Here is a 13,025-nt window from a genome sequence, read left to right as displayed (position 1 = left end):
ATTTAAATCTTACTAAATCACACATACCGCTTAACGAAATCAATAAAGGTTCTGTCAGCTTTCGACAAATACCCTTCCTTTCTCCAGGCCAAAGATAGATTCAGTTTTACAGGGTCTTTAAATGGCACGCCTATCACGTCTTTCTCATATTCCGTCACTAAGCTCAACAGCGCGGTGATCGCAAACTCTTGTTTAACGATAGAAAGAATCATCGGGAGCAAGTTGGTTTCAAACGCAATGGTCATATCAAGATCGTACTTCTTACAGGTCGCATCAATAAAATCGCGGTGGAAATAGCCCGATTTGAACATGATCAGCTCTTGAGCAAAGAATTCTTCAAAGGTCATCGAAGGCTGTTGTGCTAACGGATGCTCCTTACCGACAACGGCGACCATCTCAGAACTTAACAGATGATCCGTTTCCAAATCATCAGGCACGTTTTCATGGTTGACTACGCCAATATCGAGTTCGCCGTTTAACAACATTTCGCGAATAGAAGCGGTGCCAGCATCAATCAGAGTCAACTTTAGGTTTGGGTACTGGCTTTTAAATGCCATCACAACTTGAGGGAAAAAGTAGCTGCCCATCATGCTTGGAGCGCCTAATCGAACCTCGCCTTTTTCTAGTCCCTTTAGCTCATTCATCGCAAGCTGAGCATCGTCGAACTGCTGTGCGATTCGCTTCGCATGCTCAAATAATACCTTTCCCTCTTCCGTTAAGGTGACGGATTTATCTCCACGACGGAATAAAATCAACTCAAGTGTCTGTTCTAGTTTTTTAATGGAGATACTCAATGCAGGCTGTGCAATATGCAGCGCTTTGGCTGCTTGGGTAAAGTTACCAAACTGAGCAACAGCCAGAAAATGTCGAAGAGGTTTTGATTCAAGCATGGCGATATATTTAATATATAGAGGCGATATCTTTAATATATTTCTTTAATCGCACCTGTACTGATAACTTGTTCACAAATAGCTTACTAACTCGCGCAGGCACAACGTCAATGTTTGATAAAGGCAGTCCTCAATACAAACGCATCACCCAATCATTGGCGATTGGCTCGTTTATCATTTTCTGTAACCTTTACCTCTTTCAGCCTATCTTGCCGCATATGGCTGAGCACTTCCAAGTATCTGAAACTCAAATCAACTGGCTGTTTGCCGCGACAACACTTGGCCTTTCGATTAGCTTAGTGCCTTGGGCAATCGCTTCTGAAACCTTTGGTCGAAAACCCATTATTCTGTTCAGCTTATTTGCAATCCCGCTAATCGGGCTGAGCATGGTGTTCACAACCACTCTACTACAACTTGTTATTGCCAGAGCATTCATGGGAATTGCCGTTGCTGCTTTTGCAGGCGTGGCGGTTGCCTATATGGTCGAAGAGTTATCACCCAAAGCATTTGCTGTCGCGATAGGCGGTTATATTGCGGCTAACTCATTAGGTGGTATTTTCGGGCGTGTATTGGGTGGCTTGATTACGGATTATTTTGACTGGCATGCAACGGTTTTGTTTTTCGTGGTCGGCTCTTTGCTTGGCGCTCTCTATATTGCGTATAGTCTGCCTGACCAACAAAACTTCAAACCTCAGAAAGGGTTGTTCTTTCATCATAACCGCTCGGTTGTGATGCACTTAAGAAACCGTACCTTGTGGCTCGCGATGTTGATTGGTGGCGCTAACTTTGCGCTATTCGTTAACCTGTATTCAGTAATGGGCTTTAGGTTGGTATCCGAACCTCACTCAGTACCAGTGGGCTTAGCTTCACTGATATTCCTATGTTACTTGGCCGGTACGGTAAGCTCTAAGCTCTCCAACAAATGGACACTTCGCTTTGACCCGTTAAACGGTATATTGATGGGCGTGTGTATTAGCTTAATCGGAATGCTAATTTCTGCCGTCGACAAAGTCCCGTTCATGCTAGCAGGCTTGTTATTGATTAGTGGCGGCGCGTTCTTCGCCCATACCCTTACCTACTCTTGGGTAAGTCAAAAAGCACCAAGCGCTAAGGCGACAGCAACTGCACTTTACTTGGTTCACTATTATATTGGCGGGAGCTTAGGTGGTTTCTTACTCTTGTATTGCTGGCAACTGTTCGGTTGGAATGGCGTGATTGCGGGCGGTTCAATCTTCTATGTTGCGATATTTGCTTGGGTCTACCAATTAAAACAACTTCAAGTATCGGCCTCTAAACTCGCACAAGCATAAGTGTGACAGAGGTTGTAACTCAATTAGTGCTTTTGATTAACGTCCGTTCTGATATCCTACGCAAAATTTCATTTCGGAACCTGTTATGTCGAACACTCAAAGCACAGATCTTCAAACCATCCACGACCAAGTAAAACAGTGGTTAGACGATGTCGTTATTGGCCTAAACCTGTGTCCATTCGCAGCCAAGCCACAACGTAATAAACAGATTAAGATCTTTGTGAGTGAAGCAAATACGGAAGAAGTGTTGTTGCAAGACATCATGACGCATTTCGTAGAGTTAGATAACACGCCAGTCGCGGAATTAGAGACGACGTTGGTGGTTGTACCTAACATGCTGCAAGATTTCTTCGACTACAACATGTTCATTGATTGGATTGAAGCGTTAATCAAGCAAGAAGATTGGGAAGGCGTTTACCAAGTGGCAACCTTCCACCCAGACTATTGCTTTGGGGGTGCAGATCCAGAAGACGATGAAAATCTAACTAACCGCTCTCCGTATCCGGTTTACCATTTGATTCGTGAAGCGAGTATGGAAAAAGTGTTGAAGCACTACCCTAACCCTGAAGCGATTCCGGATACCAACATCGCGAGAGTTGAATCTTTAACGCCGGAAGAACGTCGTCAACTGTTCCCTTACCTGTTCAGTTAATCGTTCAGTTAATCGCTAACAAGATGGCTCATATTCCTGAGCGTTCTTGATGATATGGACGAGAAATGAACTGATCTCGTCCATTTTGTTTCGCAATGTACAGGCATTCATCGGCAACTTTGATGAGCTTATCTAACGCCGACATCCTTTCCCCTTTGGTATCCCCTGTACTCAACTCAAAATGACACGCACCGATTGATATAGTGACTGGCTTTCTATCAAGCGTGATTTTCTTCATCTCTTGTAAAGGAGTCATGAACTTATCTTCAACACAACTTGGTGTTTTATTGGGGTACCAAAGAATGAACTCCTCGCCACCAAAGCGCGCCACAAACTCACCCTCTTGAGTGTTATTACTCAGCACGTTCGCCACTTTCTTTAAAACAACATCACCCATTTGATGGCCGTAAGTATCATTAACGACCTTAAAGAAATCGATGTCGACAACTGCCAAGGTTCCCTTTCCTAAAGAGCCTTTTAACTGCTCAACTTCCGTATTCAGCGTTTTGAACAAGCAACGCCTATTCGGTAAGTGTGTAAGAGGGTCATAAAGAGCTTGGTACTCTAACTTCTCATTCGGCTCTTTGAGTTTTCGTTCTTGCTGTCTTCTAACCAGCTCCACTTCGATCCATGAGGCCATTAACCTCATAACGTCGATATCAAACTCTTTGAATTCACGATGATAAGGAGCCGGGCTTGAAAAGTTTAACGTGCCATAAAGCTCGTCATTAACGAAAATCGGGATGCCAATATAAGACTCTAAACCAAAAGACTGGTAAGCGGGATGCGTCGCATACTTATCGTGTTTGCCACAATGCTCAATGCAGATAGGACCAATCGATTTACAGGTAATTTCGCAATAGGTAGAACGATAATCGAAGGTGTCACCAGTGTTGAGTTCAACCCCTTCTGGCGTAACACAGTGCTCGACTAAATAGGAATTGCCATCGACTTTAGATAAAATACCGATATCAAGGTTGAAGCGTTCAAGCCCCATGATAAGCAGCTGAGCGATCTGAATATCGAAGCCCTTCCGGTAATCATTGGTGATTTGATACAAGCGACGTATAACAATTTCGCTGTCACTGGCTTGGTTCATAAATGGGGTCCCACTGCAGCCGAAGTTAATGGCAACATCAACATTTGGTATATTAAGAAGAGTAAAGTGTAAAAAAACATAATAATCAATTGGTTTGTATGCAAAATACCTCATTGGTCCAATGAATAAAAGTCGACTTCTTCGACTTTGCGTTAGCACCCTATTCCTAGCTTTGGTAAAATAATCCATTAACGAAACAGAATGGATAGGAAAATGAACCTTTCTCAACTAAGCCAAGAAATCTACGATCACCTTTACCGCGACATTGAAGAGTTCCGCAGTACTTTTGATCTGCCTGTTGCTGCTCCTGAAACAATGGACGAAAAAGGCGATACGCTACATACCTCTCTAGCGATCGAAGAACTGACAGAACTTGCAGAAGCTGACTCAAAAATCGAACAAGCGGACGCTATTGTAGACAGCGTTTATGTTTTGATGGGGCGTCTGGTTCACCTTGGCCAAGCTAAGGTTGAAGACAACCTAGCAATCAGCTACCTGATCGACCTGCTATTGAATGTTTCTAAAAACCGCTCAATTGACTTCTTGCCTTGCTGGGACGAAGTACACTCAAGCAACATGAGCAAAGTATGTCGCAACGAAACTGAATACGCTGAAACAGAAGCTTTCTATGCTGAGCAGAACATCAAGCTGATGGCGGTTCAAAAAGGCGAATACATCATCGCTAAGTGTGCGGAAGATTTCGTATCTGAAGGCAAGACAGTTCGCCAAGGTAAAGTACTAAAATCTGTACACTACCGTCCTGCGAACCTTGAGCCACTAACGGCTTAACTAAGTTTACGACTGAACTAAGATTAAGCTGGTTATCTAAACCGACCAGCGCACCAAAATAGCAAACGCCACGTTTAAATAACGTGGCGTTTTATTATCTGTCCGTAAATTCTAACTGTGCGCTAATCGTAGCTGCGTGCTAATTGTAGCCGAGTGTCAGTTGCAGTTGTGTGTTAATAGTAGCTAAGTGTTATACCAGTCGCGCCATATGATAAGCCGCCACATATTCGCCATTTCTGAAAGCGAACCCTGCGGACTCTCCTTCAATCACGAAACCAAACTTCTTATACAGACTGATCGCTCTTTCGTTATCGGTATACACCGTTAACTCCATTCGCTTGATGTTAATCCAGTTATCACACAGATCGATTGCGGTCGCGAGCAATTGACTACCCACACCTTTGCCTAACACATCGTCTTTAACACCCATACCAAATGAAGCCACATGTCGTCTTCTTGGATTCACACACACTTCCATTCCCAAGTTGCCAACAATCTCATCGTCGATCATCGCGACATAAGAGTACACGTTATCAGGCATATTAGAGATTCGTTTTTGCCAGCTTTCCAGAGATGGATTTGGGAGTTGCAGCGTACCAGTATAAGCATTAGTGCATTCGTAGATTTCTTTTATTCCCTTCGCATCTGACGGTTCAGACCGTCTCACTATAATACTCATCGCAACTCCTACTATGATTCTTCGCTAAATGTGATGCACATCCTCAATGTGCACCTAGACACACTATCAAATAGTAAATATTTAACAATAGGTTAGATGAAATTGTTTCAAATTAAAAAATTAGTAAGCGGGGTAAATAGTATTCTGACGAAGGCGTGTTAATAGTGCGGTTTTACTTGTCGTGGCTAACGGAAAGTTTCCGATGGAGAGAGTAAAGACTAGGTTATTATGTTGATGTGATATGGACACAAAGGTATGTGCCCATATTGTTTAACTAGTTCTCTTGATTAGTCACGTTCACATTGAACTTGCATGACTTTAAGGTCCGTAGCATTGAGCTTCTTAGCTAACGCTGCGCCTTCTTCATTACATTGCTCAAGGGTCGTAAATTGAGTGTTAACTTCCATTTCTGCTGTGCTGTCTGCACCACCCATCATTAGACTTAGAATCAGTGTTAGTTCGTACATAAGTTAATCCTCTTGCGAGTTTTCAAAGCATCCATTCGAATAAGATAAAGTGATCAGATTAAGTCCTAGCTCACTTGTTTCGTTTGAGATAATTCTAGTCATTCACTCAATTCGAGTCTTACCATTTTGTGCCACTAACTAATAAGCAGCAACGCCATGATTTAAATGTGTAAAAAAGACCAGAGCATCATGCTTCTGGTCTTTTTATGAATCAAACGTCAATCAGAACTCAGTTTCTGAGTCACTTTTCTCTAGGCTGATGACATTCAAAACTGCAAATGCAGAGGCTAGGAATAAGCCTAATATCCAAACAAAATACCACATGAGAAACTCCTTAATACAGTCAATGGCCATTACGTTCGACATACTCGTTATCGAGTCGTCCAAACATGGTGCGATAACTAAAAGCGGTGTAACACAGGATGATTGGCACCATCACAAATGCTACGCCTGTCATGATGTTCAAGGTCAGTTCGCTTGATGTCGAATCCCAAAGGGTTAAGCTATGGCTTGGATTAACGCTAGACGGAATAATGAATGGGAACATCGCGAAACCAGCCGTCAAGATGATGCAAGCATTAGTCAGGCTTGAACTAATAAAAGCTATCGCATCCCATTTCAACCTTGCGCTGATCAAAGCTAATAGCGGAATAAGCACACTGCCAATTGGCGCAAACCACATCCAAGAGTACATCTCGAAGTTAGTTAACCAAGCACCAGTTTCTACTATTGCTTGTTTGTTTAATGGATTCGAAACAGCGCTATGGTTCAACTCACTGGCAATCAAATAACCATCAATTTGGCTTATCGCTAAACCTCCAATGACCATCAAGCTAGCTACAAGTATCGCGCTCGCCTGCACAACTAATCTTGCCTTGTTGTATAGCGCATCTGTCGTTTTCATCATCAGCCAAGCACTGCCTTGCAACAACGCCATCAATAACCCAACGAAGCCACACAACAGAGCAAACGGATTAAGCAAATCAACAAACGATCCGTGGTACTCAACCATAAGCAAGCTATTGAGCGAGAAAGGAAGCCCTTGCATCAAGTTGCCAAACGCGACACCAAATAAAATCGGCGGGAAGAAGCCTGAAAATGAAATTGCCAAATCACACACTTTTCGCCATTGGTCGTTGTCTATCTTTGCTCGGTACTCAAGTGCAAGAGGACGCAGCCACAATGAGATAAGAGCCAAGTACATAGCAACATATAAGCTTGAAAACGATGTCGCATACACTAACGGCCAAGCCGCAAACAAAGCGCCACCTGCGGTAATTAACCACACCTGGTTGCCGTCCCAATGGGGTGCAATGGAGTTAATCATCACTCGTCTTTCAGAGTTGGTTTTACCGATAAACGGTAACAACGCTCCTACTCCCATATCAAAGCCATCGGTGATCATAAATCCAATCAGCAACACACCAATCAGAACCCACCAAATTAAACGCAATGTGTCATATTCGAACATGAGTCAGTCACCTTATTGTTGAACTTGTTGTGCCAATTTGGCTTCAAGTGAAGTTGTATTTTGTTCATAGTGATAGCGACCCGTTTTTAAACTGCTTGGGCCTTTTTTAGCAACGGTAATCATCAAGTAACTTTCAACAATGATAAATACGGTATATAGGCTAATAATTAGCGCGAGAGACGTAAGTAAGTTCTCAACAGTTAGAGAAGAAGCCGCGACCGCAACAGGGAGAATTTCACCGACCGCCCATGGCTGACGACCATACTCCGCAACAAACCAACCGGCTTCAATTGCCACCCAAGGTAATGGGATTGACCAAAGTGCTGCTTTCAATAGCCAAGGCTTTTGAGTGATGTTTTTACGGTAGGTTTGTAAGAAAGCCGCGCCAAAGACAAACAACATAATGAAGCCACAACCCACCATGATTCTGAATGACCAGAACAGAGGCCACACAGTTGGAATTGAATCATCAGCTGCTTGTTGGATTTGCTGTTCGGTAGCGTCGGTCACGGTATCTGTGTATCGCTTAAGTAATAAGCCATATCCGAGGTCTTGCTTGGTTTGATCAAAGGCTTGTTCCGTCTCATAAGAGGTGTCGCCAGCTCGTAAACGCTCTAGCAATTCATAAGCGATGATTCCGTTGCGAATGCGGACGAGGTGTTGGTCTCGTAGGTCATGAAGACCAGTGACTTGCTCATCCAAAGATCGCGTTGCAATAATTCCCATCACATAAGGGATTTTTACCGCGAAGTCGGTTTTGCCTTCTTCTTGGTTGGGTAATCCGAACAAGGTAAACGCCGCAGGTGCAGGTTCTGTGTGCCATTCCGCTTCAATAGCCGCGAGTTTCACTTTTTGAACATCACCCAGTTCATAGCCCGACTCATCACCTAATACGATCACCGAGATAATAGAGGCAATGCCGAACGAAGCAGCGACAGCAAACGAACGTTTTGCAAAAGCAACGTCACGACCTTTAAGCAAATAGTAAGAGCTCACGCCAAGGATAAACATTGAGCCACAGGTATACGCTGAGGCCACGGTATGCAGGAATTTAACTTGAGCGACAGGGTTGAGCACCACTTCTGCAAAGCTGGTCATTTCCATACGCATAGTTTGGTAATTGAACTCTGATCCAATTGGGTTTTGCATCCAACCATTGGCAACCAAAATCCACAGTGCAGAAAAGCTCGAACCCAGAGCCACCAGCCAAGTCACCACAAGGTGTTGGCGTTTCGATAGCCTTTCCCAACCGAAGAAGAACAATCCAACAAAAGTGGATTCTAGGAAGAACGCGACAAGCGCTTCGATGGCTAAAGGTGCACCGAAAATATCGCCGACATAGTGAGAATAATAAGACCAGTTGGTGCCAAACTGGAATTCCATGGTTAAACCGGTCGTGACACCCAAGGCAAAGTTAATGCCGAACAGTTTGCCCCAGAAGCGGGTCATGTCTTGATAGATTTGTTTACCGGTGAGTACATAGATCGACTCCATGATCGCCAGTAAGCACGACATACCGATAGTCAGAGGGACGAAAAGAAAGTGGAACATAGCGGTTAGCGCAAACTGTAAACGCGACAATTCAACTACATCAAACATTTTAGCTCCAAACATCATAATGATGGCTTTCATATTAAGAATTGGAGCGTATTTCAGCACAGTTCTCACGAACCAAACTAGAACAGATTGATTATTAAAAAACAGAACAGATTTACTTATTAGACGAACGACTAGTCAGAGTTTAGCTGCAACTATTGGCTTGCAATTCCATTGCCTGAATCAAGCCTCCTAGCGTTCGTATGGCTTCTGCTATTTTGTCGTCACAAGCATACGAACAGTTGAGTCGAATGTGATGAGAGAACTTTTTGTCACTGCTGAATATGATTCCCGGTGCGACAGAGATGTTTTGTTCAAGGGCTAGTTCATACAGCTTCTCAACACAAACAGAGTGCGGCAGTTCTATCCAAATGAAGTAGCCACCTTGGCTTTTATGAATCAGAGCACTCTTAGGCAAACTGGATTCTAGAAGTGCTATATGTGCCTTCTTCCTTTCATTCAAAAGCTTGCGAAGTTTTTTAAGATGGTTGTCATAACTATAAAACGTCAGGTAGTGAGACAGCCCAAGTTGGATAGGAATACTGCTCGAGAGCGTCGAAAGGTGCTGCAATCTCTGAATCTTTAACGCTTGTTTCCTTGCAACTACCCAACCGATTCGAAAGCCAGGCGACAATGATTTGGAAAACGAACCACACAACATGATTTGCTCGCCAGTGTCATAGGCTTTAGCAGGCAATGAGCTTTGATTACCAACGTGCAGTTCTCGATACACATCGTCTTCAATCATCGGGATCTTATGTTGATTCACCAACTCAGCGAGTCGCTGCTTGTTGCTATCACTCATCGAATAGCCTACTGGGTTTTGCGACTCTGTCATAAACCAGCACGCTTTGATGTCCATTGAAGCGAACACCGACTCCAACACATCTAAATCAATCCCTGTTGTCGGGTCTGTTGGAATCTCAACAGCAGTGAGGTTTAGCCTTTCTATGGTCTGTAACACACCATAAAACGCTGGGTACTCGATAGCGACTAAGTCACCCGGCTCGGTACAGGATTGTAGGCATAAGTTAAGTGCCTCCATCGCCCCAGAAGTAATTACAATATCGTCAGGTAGGACGTTCAAGCCTTGAACTTGATAGCGTTGGGCAATTTGTCTACGAAGTGTTTCACTACCTGGAGGCAAATTGGTGAGCATGCTGTTATCGGGCATTTGGCGACTGGCATTGGCTAAACTGCGCGACAATGCTTGATGCGGAAACAAAGCAGGGTCAGGGAATGCCGAGCTAAGTGGAATGATGCTAGGGTCTTTGGCACGTTGGAGCACATCGTAAAGCAAATCACTGATTTTAACGGGATACGGCTTGATGGCTTTTTGTTGTGCGAGTTCTAAGGTGAACACATTTCTACGCGGTAACACGAAATAGCCGGACTTGGGCTTTGAGCGCACATAGCCTTGATCCTCAAGCTGCTGATAGGCTTGCAGTACCGTCTCTATGCTGAGTTTATAACGTTTACACGCATCTCTAATTGATGGGATCTTCTCACCACTCAACCAAATATTTTGCTCTATCTGATTCTTGATTGTATTGGCGAGTATCTGTGATTTTTTCATCAAAAAGTCTTTTCTATCTAATGTGCAAAATATTACTAAACCGTGAATATTCGAAGTTCTCGAACATTCAGGTATAACAAAGCCCTACCCTAAACCCAATTACCTTCACGGTCGACTTGTTTATTTCTCCCATAAGAAAAGACACCGCACTCGTCAAAAAGTGTGGTGCCTTGGTTATTACTTTAAAACTAACTAACGTTAATTAAGATTAGTTGGCTGGACGCCACACGCCCCACTGATCATTTTCATAGGTCGCTTTAGGGTTTTCACCACCTTGAACCCACCATTGCGCTTTCCACGACTGGTTTGAGTACGTTACTACTTCACCGCCTAGGTAAGTCGCTGATGAGTCCCACGTGCCATTGTCTGGGTCAGGAGTCGGATCTGGATCCGGCGTTGGATCTGGGTCTGGTGTTACGCCACCGTCATCAGAAATTACTTCAAAAGTAAAAGTTTCAACACTGTCGCTTTCAATCGAGCTAGCCATAAACGATAGAGTTTCGTTTGCAGTGATGCCAGTGGTATCAACTACGATAGAAGCCGTGCCGTTATTTTGAATGCTTACTGAAGAGCCTTGTGTCTGAGTTAGATTTGCCGCTTCGCTTGTTGCAATCACAACTTTGTCGCCAGCATTCACTACGTTGTCACTCTTCACTAGCTCGTAGATGTCACCTTTCAGTGGTTCAACACCACCGTCGCCACCATCAATCAGCGTTAACTGACCAGAAGCACGGCTATCTTTTGAGTTGAAGAAGTTACGTGAAGGGTCGTTTTGGAAATACATGTAGTGCTGCATTTCAGCGTGCCAGTCACCAATGAAGATCGCGCCATCCTTAAACTCTTCGTGCCAGCCGTTAATTTCTGAAGCCAACAAACGAGCCCAATCGTTAACGTTTGAAGCGTCGATAACGATGTCGAAGCTACGCGCTACTTCACCGTACTTGTTGATGATGTCGTACTTAACGGTGTCGCCAACTTGTGGAGTACCAAATTGGTCAGAAACAAACAGGTCGCCACGGACTAGATCAGGCTCAGGACCCGGCTCTGGTGGAGGGGTTGTACCACCTGCGATAGTGATGTCAGAACAGTTATAGAAGCCTTCACCCGCGGCATCGTCACGTTGCCAACGTACGTATAAGATTGCGTCGCCAGAGCGGTCTGAAGGAATCGTCACGTTGATACGGTATTTGCCACCGCTTACAGGAACATTCCCCACTTCTTGGATAAGATCTAAGTCCCCCCACGCTAGGCCTTTGCTCAGGTCTGCGTTCGGCTTCGTTAGGTAGAACTCCCAAAATGAAGGGTTGTGTGGTGCAGTCGCGTTGAATACATATTCAAATGTACCAGTATTTAGCTCGGTTCGAGTCCAGCCTGTATGAGGTGCACCCATGCCGCGTTTTTGCGAATCATTGGCGTAACATAACGTGCCGTCAGGAATCGCCGCTTTTACAGCATTGATGTTGTTGAAATCTTGGATATTTTTCGCGTACTCGTTACGTTGAACGAACGGGTATGAACCAGAAATATCTTTTGCTTGAGCACATGCAGCATTTGGTGGTGTACCTGACCAAACCCCTCCTTGCTCATAACACGTGTTCTGACGTGCACTTGGAAATTCAGACCAGCCATGAGCATTTGCCACTGACGGCACACTCGATAGCATAGCCATACCCACTGCTATTTTTAGAATATTATTATTTACTGTTGTCACTTTCCCACTCTCTATTATTTTACCCTAAACACAAAACCAATTGGTTACTAACCAACCAGCACTGTAATTCGAAGGTTTATAGTTTCTGACTTAAAGAACAACGAAAAATATATACGTCAATTTTATCAATAACAGCGGGTTTTATATTGATAGGAATCAGCATCACACAACTCAAACAAATGCGTTGTAGATAGATGATGTTGCTTCGAATTATGAAATTTCAGTATTCTATGTTGATTGAGGGAACATTATTCAAAATGAATAAAAAATCGGCTTTATGATTAAGCCGCTTTGGGGATATAAAGGCGTTAGGTAGTAAGAAGATATTTAATAACGGCTATGCATACCCATGCGATGTGACATGTCATCGTCCATGCGGCCGCCTTTCCAACCGCCGCCACCCAAAAGATTGAGCACATCACGCGCGGTGTAATTCTCGCCGCCGAAGAAATCATTAGACACATCATTACGTAACAGCTGGATAGTGGGAACCAATTCAACATCTAAATCTTGTGGATCAGCAAACAAAGCCAATGCGATTTGTTGTTGGCGCTTACTCAATTCACGAGAACTCGTTTCTACCTGACCAATCGAGAAAAAGTCACGGCTTCCATAGCTCTTTACCAATCTTGCAGACAGTAGCTTAATAACCTTTTTGATCCTTCGTCACTGAATATATCTAAACACTCTAATTCCCCTTCCAATTTACAAATATCACATCAAATGTTGTTCAGATTTGAGCAACACTTAGAATGTCACTCTTTATGATGATGCTCAATATATAA

The 13,025-nt window shown here is 43.7% G+C and carries 13 protein-coding genes; 3 read left to right on the top strand and 10 right to left on the bottom strand.

The features are described from left to right. Positions 1–17: 17 nt before the first annotated feature. Positions 18–890, bottom strand: coding sequence for a LysR family transcriptional regulator (locus H5300_RS10360; protein ID WP_182795932.1), 873 nt, complete (start codon positions 888–890; stop codon positions 18–20). Between the two features lie 110 nt (positions 891–1,000). Here H5300_RS10360 and H5300_RS10355 point away from each other — a divergent pair, with 110 nt between their 5' ends. Together H5300_RS10355 and H5300_RS10350 are read left to right on the top strand one after the other, a co-directional pair. Continuing rightward, positions 1,001–2,200, top strand: a complete 1,200-nt coding sequence (locus tag H5300_RS10355; protein ID WP_182795931.1) for an MFS transporter — start codon at positions 1,001–1,003, stop codon at positions 2,198–2,200. Between the two features lie 85 nt (positions 2,201–2,285). Next, entirely contained in the window at positions 2,286–2,852 is a 567-nt protein-coding gene (locus H5300_RS10350) for a DUF1415 domain-containing protein (protein ID WP_017059169.1), read from the top strand. Between the two features lie 28 nt (positions 2,853–2,880). Here the strand turns inward: H5300_RS10350 and H5300_RS10345 are convergent, their stop codons facing one another. Further along, the gene (locus H5300_RS10345) at positions 2,881–3,951 is read right to left on the bottom strand and encodes a sensor domain-containing diguanylate cyclase (RefSeq protein ID WP_182795930.1); all 1,071 of its coding nucleotides are present in this window, start codon (positions 3,949–3,951) and stop codon (positions 2,881–2,883) included. 213 nt (positions 3,952–4,164) lie between these two features. Between H5300_RS10345 and H5300_RS10340 the strand changes: the two genes are divergently transcribed. Next, entirely contained in the window at positions 4,165–4,740 is a 576-nt protein-coding gene (locus H5300_RS10340; protein WP_017059167.1) for a nucleoside triphosphate pyrophosphohydrolase family protein, read from the top strand. Positions 4,741–4,930: 190 nt separating this feature from the next. Here H5300_RS10340 and H5300_RS10335 read toward each other — a convergent pair whose 3' ends face one another. From H5300_RS10335 to H5300_RS10300, 8 genes are all read right to left on the bottom strand, one after another. Continuing rightward, the gene (locus H5300_RS10335) at positions 4,931–5,419 is read right to left on the bottom strand and encodes a GNAT family N-acetyltransferase (protein WP_050052538.1); all 489 of its coding nucleotides are present in this window, start codon (positions 5,417–5,419) and stop codon (positions 4,931–4,933) included. A 287-nt stretch (positions 5,420–5,706) separates the two neighbouring features. Beyond that, entirely contained in the window at positions 5,707–5,886 is a 180-nt protein-coding gene (locus H5300_RS10330) for a hypothetical protein (RefSeq protein ID WP_004734908.1), read from the bottom strand. A gap of 222 nt (positions 5,887–6,108) precedes the next feature. Continuing rightward, a complete protein-coding gene (gene cydX / locus H5300_RS10325) occupies positions 6,109–6,210 on the bottom strand; it encodes a cytochrome bd-I oxidase subunit CydX (RefSeq protein ID WP_004734907.1) in 102 nt (33 codons plus the stop codon). A 19-nt stretch (positions 6,211–6,229) separates the two neighbouring features. Then, complete coding sequence (gene cydB / locus H5300_RS10320) at positions 6,230–7,357, bottom strand: cytochrome d ubiquinol oxidase subunit II (RefSeq protein ID WP_102442770.1); 1,128 nt, start codon at positions 7,355–7,357, stop codon at positions 6,230–6,232. 12 nt (positions 7,358–7,369) lie between these two features. Continuing rightward, entirely contained in the window at positions 7,370–8,956 is a 1,587-nt protein-coding gene (locus H5300_RS10315; protein ID WP_182795929.1) for a cytochrome ubiquinol oxidase subunit I, read from the bottom strand. Between the two features lie 142 nt (positions 8,957–9,098). Then, a complete protein-coding gene (locus H5300_RS10310; protein WP_182795928.1) occupies positions 9,099–10,529 on the bottom strand; it encodes a PLP-dependent aminotransferase family protein in 1,431 nt (476 codons plus the stop codon). Between the two features lie 208 nt (positions 10,530–10,737). After that, positions 10,738–12,192, bottom strand: a complete 1,455-nt coding sequence (locus H5300_RS10305; protein WP_102453571.1) for a lytic polysaccharide monooxygenase — start codon at positions 12,190–12,192, stop codon at positions 10,738–10,740. 375 nt (positions 12,193–12,567) lie between these two features. Continuing rightward, positions 12,568–12,900 carry a DUF6559 family protein gene (locus H5300_RS10300; RefSeq protein ID WP_182795939.1) on the bottom strand — a complete coding sequence of 111 codons (333 nt, stop codon included), beginning with the start codon at positions 12,898–12,900 and terminating at the stop codon, positions 12,568–12,570. Between the last annotated feature and the right edge of the window lie 125 nt (positions 12,901–13,025).

Origin of the sequence: Vibrio sp. SG41-7, assembly GCF_014164465.1 — a bacterium.
Classification (GTDB): Bacteria; Pseudomonadota; Gammaproteobacteria; order Enterobacterales; family Vibrionaceae; genus Vibrio; species Vibrio splendidus.
This window is presented reverse-complemented; position numbering and strand designations above follow the sequence as displayed.